Here is a 21472-nt window from a genome sequence, read left to right as displayed (position 1 = left end):
CTCAGGGCCCTTACTGCAGTTGACTTTCCTGTACCCTTATCCCCCGTATCAGGACGCCTCCTATTGCAGGGTTTACTGCGTTGAGGACGAGGGCCTCCTTCAGCATCTCCTGGCCTGTGATTGCTGTAAACGGAAAGTATGCTGTATCCAACCTATCACCATCTGGGTGTATCTCAGCAGGGTATTTAATAATTACTAAAAAAATCCAAGTATTACTTATAAGCATATGAAATCCGGAAAAGTAATAAAAATTTTTCTCTTTAAATTCCTGTGAATATGGCAGCGAAAGATCTTCAGGATAGAATCACACAAAAACAAAGAAGACAGCTAAAAAACAAACATATCACTAATTTCAGAATGAAATAACCTGATATAAATTATCAGAGGGAGATCTATGAAACCTCCCTGTAAACTTCAAGTATCCGCCTCACCTGCTTCTCTGTGCTGAAGGAATCTGCCACTGCAAGGCCCCTCTCTCTGATCGCCTCAACCTCCTCTCTGTTATCAGGGTCAAGGATATGGTTTATCTTCTCTGCAATTGCAGCAGAATCCATGGGCGGTACACTGTAGCCTGTCTCAGAGTCCCTTACAAATTCCCTGAGACCTCCAACCAATGTTGCAATGGTTGGGGTTCCACAGGCAAGGGCTTCAAGGGCCACAAGACCAAAGGGTTCCTCAAGGGAGGGTAGAACAAAAATATCAGCCGCGTTCATCCAGAGGGCGACCTCCTCGTATGGCACAGGTTCCATGAACCTCACATCAGCATCCAGTGAATCAGCGATTTCTGTAAGCCTATTCATGTATCCTGTATCCACAGGGGCCCCCAGAACTATGCACTGAACATCACCCGCATCAACGTTCCTCATGGCTTCAAGGAGATACAGAACCCCCTTTCGGGGTATAATGTTACCAACAAACAGGATTATCCTTTTATCATTATTTAGACCAAGTTTTTCGCGGGTTTCACTCTTCTCCATTGGCCGGAAAATTTCTCTGTTGACCCCCATATTTATTATATGAACCCTATCCTTATCAACGTTGAATTCTGTCACGAGTTTATTCCTTATGTCCGTGCTTACAGCTATAACTGCAGCTGCCCTTCTGAGGACAAAAGCCGTGATCTTAAAGAGAAGACGATTCCTTTTTGCAAGATTGTTAATATCGCCGCCGTGGACAGTTATGACCAGGGGTTTTCTGGTTATCCAGTGACATATTAACCCTATGAAGCCAGTGGGGAAGGCATAATGTGCATGGATCACATCGAACCTCTTTGAAATGGAAGACCATATGGATCTAATCAGCAGGGAGCTGTACTTGCATATCAGCCTACCCTTACCCTTCCTCTGATCTGTGTTTGCAACAACGAACTGTTCAACATCCGTGTAACGTTTGAATGCATCCACGTGGACCCTGATGAAACTACCGAAGGATACATTTTCCTTACCTGGATACATGTTTGAAATCACAAGAACTCGCTGAACCAAACCATCACCTCATAGGTCATAACAGTGAATAATATAATCTTTCTGGAGTAAAACTTAAAACTTACTGAGAAGACGAACATCAAAACCTAAACCCTGAAAATGAAAAAAACTAAACCCTCAAGAATCTTTCAAGTGACTCAAGTGCCCTAAGGCGATCCCTTCTGTCAATTCTAGCCTCCTCAAGAGCACCCTTAAGATAATTCACTGTGCTGTCATATGTATCCCTATCCACGGGGTAGGGGTATCCGTCCTTGCCGCCATGTGCATAGCTGTATTTCACAGGATCCCTCCAGCTTACCTCCTCACCGTATACGAGGTCAGCAACAAGGGCCAGGGCCCTGATCTTTTTGGCCCCGAGGCCATCAATCATGACAAGTTCCTCATAGTTTCCAGGCTGGATCTCATATGCCCTTTCAAGGACAGCCATGTCCCTCTCTGTGAGGTCCACAGGTAGAACCTCATGGTGTCCTGGCATGTCAAGTACATTGAAGTCAAAGAGTGTCCGCTGTCCTGTTAGGTAACCCCTGAGGTGTGAGGGGTCATCGCAGACGATGTCAACACTAACTTCACGGGCGCCGCTGCTTGTGGGTGAGGTCATGTCAAGGACCTTCCCCATGGTCCTATCCGATGATATCCCACTGTGGGGTGAGTCAACATAATCCCCAACCCCTGAACCAAGCCAGTGGTACCTCCTGGCATATCCTCCATCAGGGTTGAGTCCCTGCTGTACAACAGCCCACTCACCATCGGCGTCAACAAGGAAGGTGTGCTGGTAGAGGCTGAAACCGTCCTGTATACAGTTACCATCCACCCTGGCAGCTATCCTGCTGGAATAAACCAGTTGCGAGGAATCCAGGTCAAAGAGTTTCCCTGCAGCCTCAAGTTCCCCCGGTGTCCTGCGGGACGTCCTTCCCTTACCACCTGCAACCAGTATACCATGCCTTTCAGGGTCAAGTGCAGATTTTAGGGCCCCGCAAGTAGTTGTTGTTGTCCCTGATGAGTGCCAGTCAAATCCGATGGTGCAGGAGAAGGCCTGAAACCAGAAGGGGTCCGAGATCCTCGATATGAACTCAGAGGTCCCGTACTCCTCAATTATAACCTCAGCTATGGCACCTGAGAGTTTGACCATCCTCCTCATGAGCCAGGCAGGTGGATGACCCCCATGGAGGGGTAGGTTTGCGATACCCGTTCTCCTCATTCCAGACCACTGAAAAGATTATTTAACGCTGAACCTTTGAAAGGTTTGTGTGGGGTATATGGTTTTCGAGTCCAGTGAAACGATTACTTCACGCTGAACCTGAAGAGGCACCTCTCTGATCCATCAGCAATGTGATCAAGTGCCCTGAAATCACCAGGAAGTCCACTCCAGTCCCAGCTCAGCTTGAGAATGGCCTCACAGTTGAGGCAGAATCCAGGGTTCTTCCCTGCATCATCAATCCATGGGCAGTTCTCGAATTCAACGTAGACATTCTCATCATCCTCAAGAAAGCCCACCCTGATAGTGAAGTTCTCAAATACATCTGCAACCCATGCAAGGTATGCCTCAAGCGGGTCCTCGTAGGGGGATTCCCCCATAGATGATTCAAATCCAGGTTTAAGTTCAGATATGATCCTATCCCTGAATATCCTTGATAGCAATTCCCTGATTTCATCCCTATCGGCATCTGGTGAGGGCATTGCATTGAGGATGAAGTTGTAGAAGTCTGAGATTATCCTCTTCCTCATGAGTTCCATTTCCCTCATTGCAGACCTGTGCCGGTATATCGCCATCTCAATGTTGGCGTTGAGTTCAGACGATTTGAAGGGTTTCACAATGTACCCGTAGGGCTCTGTTATCTTTGCACGTGCCAGCATCTCCTCATCGGCGTAGGCTGTGAGGTAGATTATGGGGATGTTGAAGCGGTCCCTTATCTCCTTTGCGGCCTCTATTCCGTCCATTTCACCCTTGAGAACTATATCCATGAGGACAAGGTCTGGTTCATGTATCTTACTTGCCCTTATGGCGTCCCTGCCTGTTGAGACGGTATCCACCACCTCATGGCCCATTGTCTCAAGTTTGTGTCTTATACCCATTGCCACTATGGCCTCGTCCTCAACAACAAGAATTCTTGCCATAAAATCTCCCCAAGATCTTTTTAATTCAGATGATCCTCAGTCATTCTGGAATCACTGAAACTTAAAATTTGATGTGAAATCTGACCTTTAAGCCGCCTGTGGCAGTTTAAAAGCAAGCACATCTGGAACCTGAAACCACTTACTGTACCTGATTTGAAGGATGAATTACCGGGACCTGATAATCATTTAAACCTGAACCTCTTACTGTACCTGATTTGAAGGATGAATTGTTACCGGAATCTGATAGTCATCCTGAACCTAAAACCTCTTACTGTACTCAACCTCACGGAATTTCACCGTGAACCTGGCGGGCCTCTCTATCTTGAGTTCACCATTTATCTGATCCACAAGGTTTCTCACAATCCTTAGACCCAGGGTGCTGATATTCTCAAGGTCAAGGTCCTCTGGCAGGCCCACACCGTTATCTGAAACGATGAGGGTGTAACGGCCACCATTTCTGTGAACCTCCACGGTAATTTCGCCTCCATCATCAGGGAATGCGTACTTTATACTGTTGGTTACAAGTTCATTTATTATGAGGCCACAGGGAATTGCTGTTTCGATGTTAAGCATCACATCATCCACGCGGATTCTCACATCTATCTCACTTCTATCTGCACCGTATGAGTCAAGGAGGTCACTGAGAAGTGTCTTGATGTAGTCCCTGAGGTTGACCCGTGATAGGTCCCTTGACTCGTAGAGCTTTTCATGTATGAGCGATATGGCCTCTATCCTGTGCTGGCTGTCCATGTAGAGTTCCCGCAGTCGGGGGTCCCCTGTGATGGATGCCTGCAGCATCAGGAGGGTTGATATTATCTGGAGGTTGTTCTTGACCCTGTGGTGTATCTCCCTGAGGAGCAGCTCCTTCTCCTTAAGGGATTCTCGAAGGCGCTTCTCAACCGACTTCTTATGGGTTATATCCATGAGGGATAGAAGGCACTTCTTGCTCCCAGGGATGGTAACCGTCGTTGCAAAGAAGTTCCTCTCCTCACCCCTCCTGTTTTTGAGTGTGAGCTCAAAGTTCTTCGGTATGGCATCAGGGTTAACTGACATTAGTCTGTGGTATGCCTCTATACGCCCTGCATCAGAGGGATCCACAAAGTCCGTGAGCTTCATGTAACCCTGTATTTCCCCCTTGCTGTAACCAGAAAACCTTTCAAAGGCACTGTTTGCAAGCTCTATCACCATATCACTGCCACAGATAATTGTGAGGGTACCTGTATTCTCAAATATTACCCTGTACTCCTCCTTGCTGGCCTTAAGTTCCTTTTCAATCCTCTTCTGGACCGTGATATCCTTGCCCATCAAGTAAATAAGCTTTTCATCATCCACCTCAACCGCTGTTACGGATACGTCGAGGGTGCGGCCCCGTAGACCCACTGTGAACTTCATAGGGCCACCCTCGCAGTCCCCCATGAGCCTTTTAAAGTCCTCCTCACTGATCCATTCACTGATGTTTCTGCCGGTTATATCATCAGCAAATGATTTGAGGAATCCCGCTGCAGCAGGGTTAACGTCAAGTATTGTGCCTTCGGGTGAACATATTAATATTGGGTTACCTGATTTCTCAAAGAGGGCCCTATATTTCCTTTCACTCTCTTCAAGGGCCCTCTGAGCCTCCCGGACCTTTCTCTCCTCTTCTGCTTCCTGAAGGGCCCTCCTGAAAGCCAGGGGTAACTTTGAAAGGTTATTTTTGAGTACGTAATCTGTTGCCCCCGCCTTCAGCATCTCAACGGCAAATTCCTCCCCAATCTTTCCACTCACGAATATGAAGGGGATATTATCTCTCTCCCTCACTATCCTCAGGGCTGATACACCGTCAAAGTCGGGGAGGGCATGGTCGGCCAGGATGATGTCTGGCTGGAATTCCTCAAGGGCCCTTCTGAAGGAGTCCTCACTGTCAACTGTGAGATGTTGGAAGTCTATACCATCCCTCTCAAGCTCCCTTATGACAAGTTCAGCGTCAAGGGGGACGTCCTCAAGGATCAGCACCTTAACCTTTTCTGACATTGGAAATCCTCTGAATATACACCATGCGAACTACTCAGGTGGCTGATTTATGATCATCCAGTAGAATCCCAGGGTTGAAACCGCGTTTATGAATTCATCGAATTCCACGGGTTTGCTCACGTAGCTGTTAACCCCAAGCTTGTAGCTCTCAACTATATCCCGGTCCTCCTTGGATGAAGTCAAAACCACCACCGGGATTCTGGATGTGCTTTCATTTCTCTTAATCTCCTGGAGAACCTCAAGCCCATCAACCTTGGGCATCCTGAGGTCAAGGAGTATGAGCTTCGGGAGATTATCAGGGTCCCTCTCAGAGTAGGATCCCCTTGCAAATATGTAGTCAAGGGCCTCTGCACCATCCTTGACCCAGTGGAGCTTGTTTGCAAGGTTGTTTTTCTTCAGTGCCCTTATTGTCAGTTCAGCGTCTGTCGGGTTGTCCTCAACAAGGAGTATATCTGTATCTGTCATTATCCCACCGCCTTTGGTAATGTGAAGTATATTGTTGCGCCGGCATCAACCTCACCTTCACCCCAGACTCTTCCTCCATGCCTCTTTATTATCCTCTGGACTATTGAGAGGCCCACGCCGGTTCCCTCAAATTCCTCCTGACTGTGGAGTCTCTGGAAGAGTCCAAAGAGTTTTCCCACATACTTCATGTCAAATCCTGCCCCGTTATCCCTGACATAGTAGATGTGCTCATCGCCCCCGTCCATGTATCCCACCTCAATCCTTGCTGGGTTCCTGTCCCTTGTGAATTTTATGGCGTTTGAGAGGAGGTTACCCATCACCTGCCCCATTAGGACCCTGTCTGCCATTGCAGGGGGGAGGTCCTCCACCGAAAACTCTATGACCCTTCCCTCCTCCTGTGAGGCAAGTTCCCGGTAGGTTGACTCTGCAAGTTCCCTCATGTCCAGAGTCACAGGGTTAATCTCCTGCCTTCCAGCCCTTGATAGGAGGAGGATGTCGTCGATGAGCTGCCCCATCTTCTTTGTGTTCTCCCTGATTATTCCAATGACCCTGAGACCATCATCATCAAGTTTATCCTCATAGTCCTCAACAAGTATCCTTGAGAACCCGTCGATGGCCCTTAAAGGGACGCGGAGGTCATGTGAGACTGAGTATGCAAATGCCTCCAGTTCCTTATTGGCATCCTCAAGTTCTGCGGCCTTTTTTGCCAGTTCCCTGTTCAGTTCTCTTAGGGAGCGGACCTTCTCAATCCTCTCAATGAGTAGTGCGATCATTACTGTGAAGAGCATCAGGAGGACTATCCTGAAGAGTTCATCTGATATGTTGAATCCAACTGCGCGTGTCATTGGCTGAATTATGAGTAAAGCCGTGAATACTGCAAAAGCAAAAAGAGCCCATTTAATTACCCTTCCTGAGGGTTTTGGGATTGCGATGAGAGGTAAAATCAGAAAAATTCCATGTATCCAGTTGAAGGATAACATCATAACTGCCGCTGCAATCATCATCAGAAGGTCTTCACGGTATTTCATGATAACCACATAAAATTTATGGGGATGATCATATAAAAAATTTCCTTTAAAGGAGTGGAGTGAAACACTTTTATCTTACAATAAGTAGAGTAAAACACCTTTATCTTACGATAAAGAATATGGAAGGGGTATGTGGTTTAAAAAAGACCCGGTGAAGAATTAACCGGGAAACTGATCACTGAGAGCAGGCAAACCCGCTACTTTCCGGTGTCCTGTCCCACGGGGACACTCTCATTCTGCACCCCGCTGAGGACGTCCCTGAGGAATCTGCCAGTGTGCGTTCCTGAGTTAGCAACCTCCTCTGGTGTACCCTCAGCAACCACAAGGCCTCCCCTGTCACCTCCCTCAGGTCCAAGGTCTATGATGTGGTCCGCAGACTTTATAACATCAAGGTTGTGTTCTATCACAACGGCTGTGTTACCTGCGTCCACAAGCCTTCCCAGGACATTGAGGAGTTTCTTGATGTCATCGAAGTGGAGTCCTGTGGTTGGCTCATCAAGGATGTAGAGCGTTTTTCCGGTGCTCTTCCTCCCAAGTTCCTTTGCCAGTTTGACCCTCTGGGCCTCACCACCTGATAGTGTTGTGGCTGGCTGACCCAGCTTTATGTAGCCAAGGCCCACGTCATAGAGTGTCTGCAGCTTCTTCCTCACCTGGGGTATGCTCTCAAAGAACTCGAGGGCCTCCTCCACGGTCATATCAAGGACCTCTGCTATGTTCTTACCCCTGTATCTTACCTCAAGGGTCTCCTCATTGTACCTCCTTCCCCTGCAGACCTCGCATGGGACATAGACGTCTGCAAGGAAGTGCATCTCTATTTTGATTATCCCGTCACCACTGCAGGCCTCGCAGCGGCCCCCCTTGACGTTGAAACTGAACCTGCCTGGCCTGTAGCCCCTCTTCTTTGCCTCGGGGGTCTGGGCGAAGAGTTCCCTTATATGGGTGAATACACCTGTATAGGTGGCGGGGTTTGATCTTGGTGTTCTACCGATTGGTGACTGGTCTATCATCACAACCTTGTCGATGTGCTCAAGGCCCTCGATGTCGGTGTGCTCACCTGCATTCATGTGCTTATGGTGGAGCCTCTCATAGACCCCCCTGTAGAGTATCTCGTTGACCAGTGTACTCTTACCTGAACCTGATACGCCGGTGACGCAGGTGAAGACACCCAGGGGGATCCTCACATCGATGTCCTTGAGGTTGTTGGCCCTGGCCCCCCTCACCGTGAGGTACTTCCCTGAATGAGCCCTCCTGAATTTGGGTACAGGTATTGTTTCCCGGCCCGATAGATACGCCCCTGTGAGGGATGCCGGGTCCTCCATTATCTCCTGGGGTGTCCCCTCTGCAACCACGTGTCCACCGTGTTCCCCGGCACCGGGTCCAATGTCAACCACGTGGTCAGCGGAGAGTATGGTTTCCTCGTCGTGTTCAACCACTATCAGGGTGTTCCCCAGGTCCCTGAGTCTCTTGAGTGTCTCAATCAGCCTCATGTTATCCCGCTGGTGGAGGCCTATGCTGGGCTCGTCCAGGATGTAGAGTACCCCCACGAGGCCCGATCCAATCTGGGTTGCAAGCCTTATCCTCTGGGCCTCGCCACCTGAGAGTGTGCCTGAGGACCTTGAAAGTGTAAGGTAGTCCAGGCCCACGTCAATCAGAAACCGTAGCCTCTCACGTATCTCCTTGAGTATCTCCCTTGCGATGTACTCCTCCCTCCCGGTGAGTTCAAGGCCCTCAAAGAAGCTGTGGGCCTCGCTAACCGACATTTCAACAACATCATGTATTGATTTTCCACCCACAGTGACCGAGAGACTCTCCGGTCTCAACCTGCTCCCCTTACAGACCGGGCATGCATGGTTGCTCATGAATTTACCTATGTAGGTCCTCATGTAGTTGGACTTGGTCTCCATGTAGATCCTTTCCATCCTGGGTATAACACCCTCGAAGCGCCTGTTAGCACGGTAGGTTCTGTTTTTACGCTGGAATACGAACTGGATCTTCTCATCTGTCCCGTAGAGGATGGCCCTCCTGTGTTCCTCGTCCAGTTCACCGAAGGGGGTGTCCAGGCTGAAGCCGTAGTGCTCTGCAACAGCCCTCAGCATCTGGTGGTAGTAGTTGTCCCTCTTACCTGACCTGCTCCATGGGACTATGGCCCCCTCATTTATGGATCGCTCAGGGTAGGGTACGACGAGGTCAGGGTCGATCTCAAGTTTGCTTCCAAGCCCATTGCACTCTGGACATGCCCCATGGGGGCTGTTGAATGAGAACATCCTCGGGCTTATCTCCTCAAAGTTTATGCCGCAGTCAGGGCAGGCGAAGTGTTCACTGTAGACCCTCTCATGGCCGGTGTCATGGTAGAGAACCCGGAGTGTACCCTCACCCATCTCCAGGGCTGTTTCAACAGAGTCCGCGAGCCTCTTCCTGAATTCAGTGTCCTTTCTAACAGCAAGGCGGTCCACCACCACATCAACCGAGTGTTTCCGGTTTCTGTCAAGATTGAATTCCTCGTCAAGGTCCCTTATTTCACCATCAACCCTGACCCTTACGAATCCCTGTTCCCTGAGCCTCTCAAAAACCCTCTGGTGCTCGCCCTTCCTGTCCCTCACCACCGGTGCCAGTATGATGATCCTTGTGCCCTCATCGTCCTCCATTATACGGTCCACTATCTGGGTTGATGTCTGCTGCTCTATCTCCCTTCCGCAGAGGTAGCAGTGGGGTTTACCTATCCTTGCAAAGAGGAGCCGGAGGTAGTCGTAGATCTCTGTTATGGTCCCCACGGTTGAACGGGGGTTGACCCTCGTGGTCTTCTGGTCTATGGATATCGCAGGGGAGAGGCCCTCTATGTAGTCCACCTCGGGCTTCTTCATCTGCCCCAGGAACTGCCTTGCATAGGCTGAGAGGGACTCAACGTATCTCCGCTGGCCCTCAGCGTATATGGTGTCAAAGGCCAGGGAGGACTTCCCTGACCCGCTTATACCTGTTATAACGATGAATTTATCCCTTGGGAGTTCAAGGTCAATGTTCTGGAGGTTGTGTTCCCTTGCACCCTTAATAACTATCTTTCCACTCATAACTCTCAGAATCTCCACTTATTCATATAAAGTTCGGTTTTATTTTGATGAGGACCCCTTAAGGGACATTATCTGGTCCCTGAGTCTCGCGGCCCTCTCGAATTCCAGGTTCCTTGCGGCCTCACGCATCTCGGCCTCAAGGTCCTTTATTATGACTTCAAGTTCATCCCGGGGTATCTCCTCAGCCTTAATCTCCTCTTTCTCCTTCTTCTCCCTGAGGGTCCTTCTTGTGCTCCTTGGCTTTATACCGTGCCTGCGGTTGTACTCCATCTGGAGCTTTCTTCGCCTGTTGGTGGTCTCAACCGCTGCTTTCACCGCATCTGTGAGTCTGTCGGCGTATATCAGCACCTGGCCGTTGACGTTCCTGGCGGCCCTCCCGATTGTCTGTATGAGGGAGGTCTCTGATCTGAGGAAGCCCTCCCTGTCGGCGTCGAGGATCGCCACCAGTGAAACCTCCGGTAGGTCCAGGCCCTCCCTGAGGAGGTTCACACCCACCAGGCAGTCGAATTCGCCACGTCTGAGGTCGTCTATGATCTCAACACGCTCAAGGGTATCTATCTCTGAGTGGAGGTACCTCACCCTCACACCAACCCGTGAATAATAGTCGGTGAGGTCCTCTGCCATCCTCTTGGTGAGGGTGGTTACGAGAACCCTCTGGCCAAGTTCAACCCTCCTTCTTATCTCAGAGAGGAGGTCGTCAACCTGTCCCTTAACAGGCCGGATCCTGACCTCCGGGTCCACGAGGCCAGTGGGCCTTATGATCTGTTCAACGATGTTCTGGCTCCTGGAGAGCTCATATTTACCCGGGGTTGCAGATACATAGATCACCTGGTTTATGCTCTCCTGGAATTCGTCGAAGCGTAGCGGACGGTTCTCCTTTGCACTGGGGAGTCTGAAGCCGTACTCAACGAGTGTCTCCTTCCTTGCCCGGTCACCATTGTACATGCCCCTTATCTGGGGGACGGTCACATGTGATTCGTCAATGACCGTCAGGAAGTCATCGGGGAAGTAGTCAAGGAGGGTGTTGGGTTTCTCACCCCACTTCCTGCCGCTGAGGTGCATTGAGTAGTTCTCTATGCCCTGGCAGTATCCCATCTCCCGCAGCATTTCAATATCAAATCTCGTCCTCTGCTCCAGGCGCTGGGCCTCAAGGAGTTTATTCTGGGCCCTGAGTTCCCTTAGTCGATCCTCAAGTTCCTCCTCTATCGACTCTATGGCCCTCTGGAGTCTGTCCTCAGGGATCACGAAGTGCTTGGCAGGGAATACCGTTATGCGGTCCAGTTTCTGGAGCCTCTTACCTGTTACCCTGTGGACGGTTGATATGGAGTCCACCTCGTCCCCGAACAGCTCTATCCTGATTGGTGGTGTTCCGTGGATGGGGTTTATCTCTATGGTGTCGCCGCGGACCCTGAACTGGCCCCTGTCGAATTCCACGTCGTTCCTCTCGTACTGCATGCTGACAAGGCTTGAGAGGATCTCCTCCCTCCCTATGGAGGAGCCCACCTCAAGGTGGAGGGTGAACTCACCGTAATCTGCGGGGGCCCCTATGCCGTAGATGCAGGATACACTGGATACCACTATAACGTCGTCCCTGGATAGGAGTGCCTGGGTGGCCGAGTGTCTCATCCGGTCTATCTCATCGTTTATTGAGGCCTCCTTGTCTATGTAGGTGTCTGTCTGTGGTATGTAGGCCTCTGGCTGGTAGAAGTCATAGTAGCTCACGAAGTACTCCACCGCGTTATCAGGGAAGAACTCCCTGAACTCCTCGTAGAGCTGCGCAGCCAGTGTCTTGTTGTGGGATATGACCAGCGTTGGTTTCTGGACCTCCTCGATGACATTGGCGATGGTGAAGGTCTTACCTGACCCTGTGACCCCCAGAAGGGTCTGTTCCCTCATCCCCGCGTTTATACCCTCAACGAGGGACCTTATCGCCTTTGGCTGATCCCCGAGGGGTCTGTAATCTGATACCAGTTTAAATTTCATCACAAATCACTTAAAATGAGAAACTCGATTTATGGTGAAAATATATTTTCAGGTCACATTATATATACCTTTGCAGTTAGAAGAGTGATACATCAAGTATACATCTGCAGTCTTAGGATGTTAAAGGAATGATACATCGACGGTATACCCCTGCAGTTAGAAGGGACGATAGCCGGTATACAGATGCACTTTTAGAATGTTAAAGGGATGATACGTTGACAAGGGTAAGGGATCCAGGGAAACTTCCAGACAGGACAGGCGTTTACATATTCCGTGATGAAAACGACAGGGTCCTCTACGTTGGAAAATCGGTCTCAATAAGGAAGAGGGTCGCATCCTACTTCAGGGAACACGAGAACCCCCGCCTCAGGGTAATGATGAGGCACCTTGACAGCATAGAGTACATCCTCACAGAGAATGAAAAGGAGGCCCTCATCCTTGAATCCAACCTAATAAAGAGGTACAGGCCCCCCTACAACGTCCGCCTCAAGGATGATAAGAGGTACCCATTCATAAAGATAACAGATGAGGAATACCCCCGCGTAATCATAACAAGGACCATCGGGGGCGACAGTGCAAGGTATTACGGGCCATTCACCGATACCGGTTCCGTGAGGAAGACCCTGAAGTTCATAAAGTCCCTCTTCAAAATCAGAAGCTGCAGAAGGATGGATGGGCCCTGCCTCAACAGCCAGATAGACCTCTGCCATGCCCCCTGCGATGGTGGGATAAGCAGGGAGGACTACCTTGAGATCATCGAAAGGGTTGACCTCTTCTTCCAGGGCCGGTACCGGGAGGTTATTGAGGCTCTTGAGGCTGAGATGCGCGATGCCTCAGAAAAGCTGGAATTCGAGAGGGCCGCGGTTATCCGGGACCAGATTGAATCAATACGTGAGGTTATGGAGAGGCAGTATGCGGCCTTCACAGACTCCATTGACCAGGACATAGTGGCCCTGGAGACAAGTGGTGATAACTCCGTCGTTGTGGTTCTGCAGATCCGTGACGGTAAGATCACAGGGAAGGACGACTTCATGCTGAGGGGCTCAGCAGATAGGAGGGAGATCCTTGAGTCCTTCCTCAAGCAGTATTATGCAATCCCCCGTTATATCCCCTCAGAGATCCTGGTGCAGTACCCGGTAGGGGATGAGGTCATAGCAGAGTGGCTCTCTGAGCTCAGGGGTGGTGAGGTCAGGATACATTCACCAGAGGGGGGCTCAGGCAGGAGACTCCTGAACATCGCCTGGAAGAACGCCTCCGTCATCCTCCAACAGAAGGGTAAGGTGAAGGATGCGCTCCTTGAACTTAAGGGTGAACTCAAGCTCCCCTCCATTCCCAGACGGATTGAGGGCCTTGACATATCCAATATTGGTGGTGAACACGCAACAGGTTCAGTCGCCGTCTTCCTGGATGGTAAACCCGCCCCTGGAATGTACCGCCGCTACCGTATAAGGACCATGGGCCCGGATGACTATGCCATGATGAGGGAACTCGTCATGAGGAGGTACTCCGGTGATGAAACTGAAAAACCGGACCTTGTACTGATTGACGGGGGTAAGGGGCAGCTCTCAGCAGCACTGGATGCCCTCAGGTCATGTGGTGTGGATCTGCCTCTTGTGGGTATAGCAAAGAGGGAGGAGGATGTATACCTTCCGGGCCTTTCAGAGCCAGTTGAGGTGTCAGATGGCGCCCTTCAGCTGCTCAGGCACCTCCGTGACGAGGCCCACAGGTTTGCAGTTGAATACCACCGGAGGATCAGGGACAGAAAATCCCTTGAGTCAGAACTTGACGGTATAAGGGGTGTTGGTCCCAGGAGGAAGAGGGCCCTCCTGGAGCACTTTGGAAGTGTTGAGGGTATAGGGAATGCCAGTGTGGAGGAACTTGCAGCGGTAAGGGGCATGAACCGCCCGGTGGCAGAGAGAATATACAGACACTTCAGAAGGGGTGATAATGGCTGAATCCCCCCCATAGGGTTTTCTGCAGTTCGGAAGTGTTTTATGGGGTGATAACGGAATTTTCCAGCAAATTATTTATAGTGACCCTTACATAATACTTATTGACTGTGTGAACCTTAATGCGGGGGATGGATGATATCCAGGGAGGATTGAATGTCGCCTACAAGTTTGCTCGTTGTGGAAGATGAGAGTATAGTGGCCATGGACATCAAGCACCGGGCCGAGGGCCTCGGCTACCGTGTGGTTGGCATGGCAGCCTCAGGTGAGGAGGCAATAAAACTTGCCCGTGAGGAGAAACCTGACCTTATACTCATGGATATAGTGCTTAAGGGTGAAATGGACGGGATAGAGGCGGCAGAGGTCATAAGAGAGGAGATGAATATACCCGTTGTTTACCTTACAGCATACTCTGATGAAAAGACCCTGAGCCGTGCGAAACTCACAGGGCCCTTCGGGTATATAATAAAGCCCTTTGAGGACCGTGAGCTTCACAGTGCAATCGAGGTGGCCCTATATAAACACAGAATGGACAGTAAACTCCGCGAAAGTGAGGAACGGTACAGGGCACTCCTTGAAACATCACCCGACCCCATAATCCTCCTGGACTCTGACTCAAGGATACTCTTTGCAAACAGAAACGTAGAGGAGTTAACAGGGCTTGATAGAAAGAAGCTAAGGGGTAAGAAACTTTCCATCCTCGAGAGGAAGGGTTTCCTATCAAGGGAGGTCCTTGAGAAGATTCTTAACCTCATGAACCATGAGCACAAAACCTTTGAAATCGAATTTGTTGATGTGAGGGGGAAAAAGCATCATTTTGAGATACACTCCACCACATTGAGACAACAACCGAGAAGAACCTCCTCCAGATAATAGGACACGATATCACAGATAGGGTGGAGGCTGAGAAGAGGAGGGAGGAACTCATCCGTGAGAGGTCAAAGGCCCAGCTTTATGGATTCGTTGTTTCGGCTGTGCCAGTCTTTGCATCTTCAATCCCCCCACAGCTCAGAAATGCCATCATAAAGAACTTTGCAGACAGGTTTGAGAAGAACCTCAAACCCAACTTCCAGAGGATGATGGAGAAGCTGGGGGTTGTTGAGGATATCAGGTCAGGTAGGGCGCCCGAGAGGGTTTTCAATGCATATATAAAGTGGCTTTCAGGGTTTCTCGGGAACCTTGGAATCGAGACCACACTCCGAAAGGAGAAGTCACGGCATGTACTTGAATTTAAAACGTTTCCCTGGATCAATGAGGCACGTCAGAATCCCATCTTCTCACTCATATTCAGGGCCATGCTGATGAGGAGCTTCACCTGGACCGGCATCAAGGGAAGCGTCATACAGACCTCAACGCTGAGGAGCAGGGACGAGAACCTCACATTCGAATTCCATATGGTATAGAGAGGGAAACCTCATATTTGAATTCATAAATGTATCTGAATGGATTAAGGGGGGTAAATAAATGGATGCTATACCCAGGTTAGGTACGGGGGTTAAGGGACTGGACGATATAATAGGGGGATACCCTCAGGGGAGGAGTATTCTTGTAACAGGTGACGCCGGGGCTGGTAAGACCATCATGGCACTCCACTTTGCCATTGAGAGTGCCAGGAAAGGACTTAAGACAGTCTATGTTACAACAGAGGAGGACGAGACTGACCTGAGGATCCAGTGCGCCTCACTTGGGTGGGATATAGATGAACTGATGGAATCAGGCGCCCTGAAGATCATAGGACTCTCTGCAATAAGGGCAAGGCTCACAGAGGCAGAGATACACATAGGCATTGAATCCGTCAAGGGAAACCTTCAGAAGATACTGGCTGAGATCCCGGAGGACACTGAGGTGCTTGTAATAGACAGTATAGGGAGCCATACAGAGAAACTCACGACACATGAGTTCCGGGACCAGTTTGACCTCCTCATCTACGAACTAAAGAAGAGGGGTATAACTGCATTGATAATCCTTGACAGCGCCACCTCCATGGAGTTCAATGAAATAGCCCTCTATGCGGTATACGGGGCCATAAAACTGATAAAGAGGGAGAACCCCTATACCGGTAGACGGGAGAGGGTTATGGACATTATAAAAATGAGGAGCACAAGGACACCGATTGAATTTGTACCGTACATCATATCAGATGATGGTCTTGAGGTCATTGAAAATCCTGATGAGTAATACGGTACCAATCAATCCAAAGTTATCTTCATGAAGATTGGATAAACCCCGTGATATTAATTTTATCCATATTTAAAAGATTTTATCATATTTAAAAGAGCCTCTACATGAAGGAAACCTCCAGTGATATTAATTTTATCTTAATTTTATCATGATGCCTTATTTTTCCAGTATGACATTTATTTAGAGTCTTAAGCTGTCGCATGGTTTTCCAACTTTCCATGTACCTGGCTTCCATCACAATGTAATAATTAGATAATTTTATATATTACATTATTACATAATTGATCAAAGTTATTCAAAAGGAGGTTTGCATGTTGAAGAGAAAAGTCATAATAAAGGTCTTTGAAATGAAAAAACAGTGCGAATTTCCTTGCCGGGTGAAAATTTCAGAGGAAACAGTCGGCCAGTTTCTGAATGAGATTATGACCAGCGATGTGGGCATGGGCAGTAAATATGTGGTGGAGGTCTATGAAAACTGGTGCGACAGCCCATATATCTTCTATGTTGACGGGAAAATGAAGGTTAAATCGTAGTGAAAAACAGGTGGGGGGTTTAAAGTCTTTCAATTGCCTTAACAAGAAGGTCAACGGTCATCTCGATGTCCTTCATGCTTGCCATGCTCACCGTTGTGTGGATGTACCTTGTGGGTACAGAGACCACACCCGCAGGTATACCCTCCCTTGTAAGGTGAATGGCTGTTGCATCGGTCGTGCCCCCCTCACTCACCTCTATCTGCACCGGTATATCCTCCTCCCCTGCGGTCTCAAGGAGCCAGTCCTTAACCCTTGGATGGGTTATTATACCCCTACCACTCGCATCTGTGAGGATGACAGCAGGGCCACCGTCAAGCTTCGCTGGTGCCTCCTCCTCCTTCATACCTGGGTGATCCCCGGCTATTGTGACATCAAGGGCAAGGGCCATGTCAGGGTTGAGCTTGAAGGCCGAGGTCTTGGCACCCTTCAGCCCGACCTCCTCCTGGACCGTTCCAACACCGTAAACTGTTGCATCAGTATCAACCCTTTTAAGGACCTCAACCATCACAAGGCACCCTATACGGTTGTCAAGGGCCTTTCCTGTGAATCGGGAATTGGGAAGTTCACTGTAGGGTGCATGGAATGTAATGGGATCCCCCACAGAGACAAGTTCCTCTGCATCCTCACGGGACTCTGCCCCTATATCGATGAACATGTTATCATGGGTTGTTACCTTCTTCCTCTCAGCGGCCTTCATCCGGTGGGGGGGCTTGGATCCAATGACGCCCATCACAGGGCCATTCTCCCCGTGGATCCAGACAGCCTGGTTGAGTATCATCTGGTCACTGATTCCCCCGATCTTTGAAAACCTTATGAAGCCCTTCTTATCAATGTGCCTCACCATGAGGCCTATTTCATCCATGTGGGCTGCAAGCATGACCGATGGACCGGACCCACTCCTGGTTGCGATGATGTTACCAAGCCTGTCCTCCTCTATCTTATCAACATGACCTTCAAGTTCAGATGCTATGATATCCCTTACCTCTCCCTCAAATCCAGAGACTCCGCTGGCAAGTGAGAGACGCTTCATGAGTTCCTTCATACAATCACCGCTCAGTTCCTGATGGATTTTATGATTATAAGAACCCCGATAATAACCAGCAGGGCCTGGGGCCAGAACCTTGAGTACTGGGGTGGTATAAGGCCTGATGCAAAGGCAAACCATATAACACCTATTATCACCAGGATTGACCCAAGGTAGATCCCCCAGAGGCTTTTCCCATACTCTGGCTTTCTGGGTTTTCGTTTGATCTCAACTTCCTCTTCCATTATGGATTCCTCCTCCTAATTCTATCTTCAAGCTGGTATAAAATATTTGGCTGACACCCACTTAACTACATGAAATAAACTTATTAAATGTCCGGTACAATAGAGTACCATGATTTCAAGGGACCATCCACGCTACCATTCACTTATGCAGAGAGAAAAAATAACAGATGCCTGGCGAAAGGGCATACTTGCAGACTCAGGGATGATCGCCCATGGAAGGGGTGAAGCCTTTGACTACCTGCTGGGTGAAGAGACAACAGAACCTGCCAGAAAGGCCATAAAAGCGGCGGCAGCAGCTCTTATCCTTGCAGAGAACCCTGTAATTTCAGTTAACGGGAACACTGCAGCCCTTGTCCCTGCAGAGGTTGTGGAACTTGCAGGGGAGATTGGAGGAAAAATCGAGATAAACCTTTTCCACAGGACAGAGAAAAGGGTGAAACTCATCGAGGAGGTTCTGAGGGAACATGGGGCATCAGAGGTCCTTGGAACAGGTAAACTCATGCACATAGATGGTATAATGAGCCCAAGGGCAACAGCAAGTCCTGATGGTATATACAGCGCCGATACAGTCCTTGTACCCCTCGAAGATGGTGATAGGACCGAGATACTGAGAAAATCCGGGAAAACCGTCATAACGGTGGACCTCAACCCCCTCTCGCGTACATCGAGAATGGCCAGTATAAGTATAACAGATAACATTGTAAGGGCTGTGCCTGCCCTGATAGATACTGTAAGGGAACTCAGGGATGCCCCAAGGGAGGAACTTGAGGGGATCCTCAGGAAATTTGACAACACAGAAAACCTGAGGGAAACCATAAAATTGCTTGATATAAGGCGTTACAATCCAGAGATCGAGTCTTCACAAGAATAAATCAGAGTGTGTAAGTATGGTGGTTATTGGAGTTTCAGGGATGCCAGGAGCAGGTAAGGGTGTCGTATCAAGGGTCGCCGAGTCCATGGGATTTCAGGTTATAAGGATGGGTGACGTTATAAGGGATGAAGCCAGAAAACGCGGTGAGGAACCAGGTGTAACGGCTGTCCGCCTCAGAGAGGAATACGGCGAATACGTTGTTGCCGAGAAGTGTGTTGAAAGGATACAGAAGGCAAAATCTGAGAGGTTCCTCATAGAGGGAATAAGGAGCCCCCACGAGGTCGAGATATTCAGGGAGAACTTCCCTGGATTCAGGGTGATATCTGTATTCTCAACGCGAAAGACAAGATTCAAACGCCTCAAAAAGCGCAGAAGAGAGGATGATTCATCAAGTTACAGTGAATTCATTGAAAGGGATGAAAGGGAACTTGGATTCGGAATAGGGAATGTAATAGCAACCTCAGATTACATGATAGTCAATGAGGGCCCCATCTGGAAGATAAAGAAGCAGGCGAAAAAGATACTGAGGAAACTATGCGAGGAGGGAAGATGATGGATACTGTGAGGGTTGAGGTTCCGGTGCGAGCAACAGAGGACCCTGAAAAGGTCAGGGAGGCCGTTATGAACGTATTTCCAGACCTTGAAATTGAAGGTTATGGAGATTTCCTGAAGGGTGAAGGCAATACTGAGAGTCTCAGTGAACTCAGGGAGGCCCTTGAAAGGCGGAGGATACGGTTAACCGCCCGGGGAATCCTAATTAAGAACATGAGGGGCAAATTGACCCGAATTTATATAAACAAGCAGGCGGCACTCATAGGACGTGTCAATGTTCTCGAGGAGCCCATCACCCCCCTTGGGGATATAATGGTGGAGATTGAATCAGATGATATAATGGGGATCATTGACTGGCTTGCACCTGATGTATCCGGGGAGATGGAGGGAAGTATGGATGAAAAATAAAAGCAATCCTATCAACAAGCACTCCAGATAAACTAACAAAAAATAAAACTAATCCTTATCAACAAGCACAGCCCTCTTTATATCCATGAATCCATTATCAAAGAACCACTTCTTTTCATATTCAATTATCTCAAGTCTCTTCTTAAATATGGGACCATCAAGGACAAGGGTCTCAGCCTCACCACCTTCAAAGGCGGGGTTTATACCATACCTCTCACTGAGATCAGCGAGTTCAGAGATCATCCTCCTGTCAACAATCCTCCCAAGCCATGACTCATCCAGGCCCTCAGCTGCAACCGCTGTTACCATGACCCTGAATCCAAGGTCAACCACCTCCTCCATATAATCCAGCGGGTCCCTGTGCCAGAGGGGTGCCACGGACTTAAGGCCAAGGCCCCTGCAGACCTCATCTATCCTTGACCTCTGATACTCAGAGTAAAGTGCCCCTGAGTAAACAGCATCCACACCCCTCTCCTTCAGCATGGAAAGAGTCTCTGCAAGGTCCTCAACCTCCTCCTCCTCAACACCCTCAGTCCTGGATTCAATGAGGGGTATTCCAAGGGCCTCTGCAAGGAGGGATGTGAGTTGGATGTTTGGCACATGGTACATGTGGGACTCGGGGTTATCTGATACCATTGAAACAAGAAATCGAACCTCCGACTCCTGGAGTGCATGGTAGAGGGCCATTGTACTGTCCTTACCCCCTGAATATAGAACCGCGGACCTCATGCTTCACCCCCTGTACTTCCTGTAAATCTTCCTGAAAGAACCCATGATGGAATCTATGAAAACACCTGCAAGACCCGTTATCACTCCAAGAACACCACAGAAGAGTACTATATTGGATTTAGCCGGTAAAAACCTCCTGAGTTCAGCCACCTTATCCTCTGAAGGGCCCCTGACACCTGTTACAACGATGTCCCTCGCCTCAAGGTAGGAGACGACTGCATCGACATTTGCTGGCTTCACCTCCACCACCAGCTTAACCGTGCTGTACCTTGTGTTTATACCTCCGGTGTACATGAGCCACTTCGCAAGGTTCTCAAGGGCATTCACAGGGTTGTATCCCCTTTTAACCTGCAGGATTATGGTGCCATTCGTGTAAACATTCCATGAGGTTATATTGGAGTCTATAACCGCTATTTTATCCTCTATTATTCTTTTACGTTCCTCTGTGAATTTATCTGTCTTTATCACGATCCCCTCAGAGTGGACATCCACAACCCCCTCCTGGGAGGCAAGATCCTCTTTGAGCCTCTCTATATCGGTATCTGTTGAGACATCCGCGGTTACGGTTTCTGTGGCTCCAGATGTTGAGAGGTATATGCTCCTTGCAATTTCAGGGATCTCATCGTAAACCGGTGAGATAAGGAATGCACCGCCAATGGTCCCTGCAATGAAGCCTATGAATATCACGAATATAATGTTCTTGCTGCCAATTACAGGCGTCATGAGGCCAGCGGAGAATATGAATGCAAGTAGAAGCAAAAATAGGGCCAGCATTACGATTACACTCAGAACATCCATTTTATTCACCGTGAATCCTTTTGAGGGGCGCT

General features: G+C 49.1%; 21 protein-coding genes. 8 read left to right on the top strand and 13 right to left on the bottom strand.

What is annotated here, in order from left to right:
* Positions 1–10 precede the first annotated feature (10 nt).
* From MTBMA_RS09200 to uvrB, 9 genes are all read right to left on the bottom strand, one after another.
* Positions 11–151 carry a hypothetical protein gene (locus MTBMA_RS09200; protein ID WP_238523407.1) on the bottom strand — a complete coding sequence of 47 codons (141 nt, stop codon included), beginning with the start codon at positions 149–151 and terminating at the stop codon, positions 11–13.
* Between the two features lie 241 nt (positions 152–392).
* On the bottom strand, positions 393–1484 hold the full coding sequence (locus MTBMA_RS04155; protein ID WP_013295664.1) for a glycosyltransferase family 4 protein: 1092 nt from the start codon (positions 1482–1484) through the stop codon (positions 393–395).
* Between the two features lie 109 nt (positions 1485–1593).
* Positions 1594–2682: a DUF763 domain-containing protein gene (locus MTBMA_RS04150; protein WP_013295663.1), complete on the bottom strand. Its 1089-nt coding sequence runs from the start codon at positions 2680–2682 to the stop codon at positions 1594–1596.
* A gap of 83 nt (positions 2683–2765) precedes the next feature.
* Positions 2766–3599 carry a methanogen output domain 1-containing protein gene (locus MTBMA_RS04145; RefSeq protein ID WP_013295662.1) on the bottom strand — a complete coding sequence of 278 codons (834 nt, stop codon included), beginning with the start codon at positions 3597–3599 and terminating at the stop codon, positions 2766–2768.
* Positions 3600–3857: 258 nt separating this feature from the next.
* Entirely contained in the window at positions 3858–5609 is a 1752-nt protein-coding gene (locus MTBMA_RS04140; protein ID WP_013295661.1) for a histidine kinase dimerization/phosphoacceptor domain -containing protein, read from the bottom strand.
* A gap of 30 nt (positions 5610–5639) precedes the next feature.
* Positions 5640–6074: a response regulator gene (locus MTBMA_RS04135; RefSeq protein ID WP_013295660.1), complete on the bottom strand. Its 435-nt coding sequence runs from the start codon at positions 6072–6074 to the stop codon at positions 5640–5642.
* A complete protein-coding gene (locus MTBMA_RS04130) occupies positions 6074–7102 on the bottom strand; it encodes a sensor histidine kinase (RefSeq protein ID WP_013295659.1) in 1029 nt (342 codons plus the stop codon). The genes MTBMA_RS04135 and MTBMA_RS04130 overlap by 1 nt, the downstream gene beginning before the upstream one ends.
* A 197-nt stretch (positions 7103–7299) precedes the next feature.
* Positions 7300–10167: an excinuclease ABC subunit UvrA gene (gene uvrA / locus MTBMA_RS04125; protein WP_013295658.1), complete on the bottom strand. Its 2868-nt coding sequence runs from the start codon at positions 10165–10167 to the stop codon at positions 7300–7302.
* A 39-nt stretch (positions 10168–10206) separates the two neighbouring features.
* Positions 10207–12153 (bottom strand): excinuclease ABC subunit UvrB, encoded by a 1947-nt coding sequence (uvrB, locus tag MTBMA_RS04120; protein WP_048901192.1) that lies wholly within the window; start codon positions 12151–12153, stop codon positions 10207–10209.
* Positions 12154–12365: 212 nt separating this feature from the next.
* On the opposite strand from uvrB, the gene uvrC reads away from it, so the two are divergent.
* From uvrC to MTBMA_RS04095, 5 genes are all read left to right on the top strand, one after another.
* Positions 12366–14105, top strand: coding sequence for an excinuclease ABC subunit UvrC (gene uvrC, locus MTBMA_RS04115; RefSeq protein ID WP_013295656.1), 1740 nt, complete (start codon positions 12366–12368; stop codon positions 14103–14105).
* A 150-nt stretch (positions 14106–14255) separates the two neighbouring features.
* Positions 14256–14972, top strand: coding sequence for an ATP-binding response regulator (locus MTBMA_RS08875; RefSeq protein WP_013295655.1), 717 nt, complete (start codon positions 14256–14258; stop codon positions 14970–14972).
* Positions 14973–14995: 23 nt separating this feature from the next.
* The gene (locus MTBMA_RS04105) at positions 14996–15502 is read left to right on the top strand and encodes a methanogen output domain 1-containing protein (protein WP_013295654.1); all 507 of its coding nucleotides are present in this window, start codon (positions 14996–14998) and stop codon (positions 15500–15502) included.
* Positions 15503–15563: 61 nt separating this feature from the next.
* Complete coding sequence (locus tag MTBMA_RS04100; protein WP_013295653.1) at positions 15564–16277, top strand: ATPase domain-containing protein; 714 nt, start codon at positions 15564–15566, stop codon at positions 16275–16277.
* A 284-nt stretch (positions 16278–16561) separates the two neighbouring features.
* Positions 16562–16813, top strand: a complete 252-nt coding sequence (locus tag MTBMA_RS04095) for a hypothetical protein (protein WP_238523406.1) — start codon at positions 16562–16564, stop codon at positions 16811–16813.
* Positions 16814–16832: 19 nt separating this feature from the next.
* Here the strand turns inward: MTBMA_RS04095 and MTBMA_RS04090 are convergent, their stop codons facing one another.
* Together MTBMA_RS04090 and MTBMA_RS04085 are read right to left on the bottom strand one after the other, a co-directional pair.
* On the bottom strand, positions 16833–17855 hold the full coding sequence (locus MTBMA_RS04090; protein WP_013295651.1) for a M42 family metallopeptidase: 1023 nt from the start codon (positions 17853–17855) through the stop codon (positions 16833–16835).
* Between the two features lie 11 nt (positions 17856–17866).
* On the bottom strand, positions 17867–18082 hold the full coding sequence (locus MTBMA_RS04085) for a hypothetical protein (protein ID WP_013295650.1): 216 nt from the start codon (positions 18080–18082) through the stop codon (positions 17867–17869).
* A 109-nt stretch (positions 18083–18191) separates the two neighbouring features.
* On the opposite strand from MTBMA_RS04085, the gene MTBMA_RS04080 reads away from it, so the two are divergent.
* From MTBMA_RS04080 to MTBMA_RS04070, 3 genes are read left to right on the top strand one after another with little or no spacing between them, the layout of a single operon-like run.
* On the top strand, positions 18192–18953 hold the full coding sequence (locus MTBMA_RS04080) for a 4-phosphopantoate--beta-alanine ligase (RefSeq protein ID WP_013295649.1): 762 nt from the start codon (positions 18192–18194) through the stop codon (positions 18951–18953).
* Positions 18954–18969: 16 nt separating this feature from the next.
* Positions 18970–19506, top strand: coding sequence for an AAA family ATPase (locus tag MTBMA_RS04075; RefSeq protein WP_013295648.1), 537 nt, complete (start codon positions 18970–18972; stop codon positions 19504–19506).
* Positions 19503–19913, top strand: coding sequence for an RNA-binding domain-containing protein (locus MTBMA_RS04070; protein ID WP_238523405.1), 411 nt, complete (start codon positions 19503–19505; stop codon positions 19911–19913). The genes MTBMA_RS04075 and MTBMA_RS04070 overlap by 4 nt, the downstream gene beginning before the upstream one ends.
* Before the next feature lie 48 nt (positions 19914–19961).
* Here MTBMA_RS04070 and MTBMA_RS04065 read toward each other — a convergent pair whose 3' ends face one another.
* Both MTBMA_RS04065 and MTBMA_RS04060 read right to left on the bottom strand, forming a co-directional pair.
* On the bottom strand, positions 19962–20642 hold the full coding sequence (locus MTBMA_RS04065) for a diphthine--ammonia ligase (RefSeq protein ID WP_013295646.1): 681 nt from the start codon (positions 20640–20642) through the stop codon (positions 19962–19964).
* A 3-nt stretch (positions 20643–20645) separates the two neighbouring features.
* Complete coding sequence (locus MTBMA_RS04060) at positions 20646–21440, bottom strand: hypothetical protein (protein ID WP_013295645.1); 795 nt, start codon at positions 21438–21440, stop codon at positions 20646–20648.
* Between the last annotated feature and the right edge of the window lie 32 nt (positions 21441–21472).

It is taken from the genome of Methanothermobacter marburgensis str. Marburg, from assembly GCF_000145295.1.
GTDB lineage: Archaea > Methanobacteriota > Methanobacteria > Methanobacteriales > Methanothermobacteraceae > Methanothermobacter > Methanothermobacter marburgensis.
This window is presented reverse-complemented; position numbering and strand designations above follow the sequence as displayed.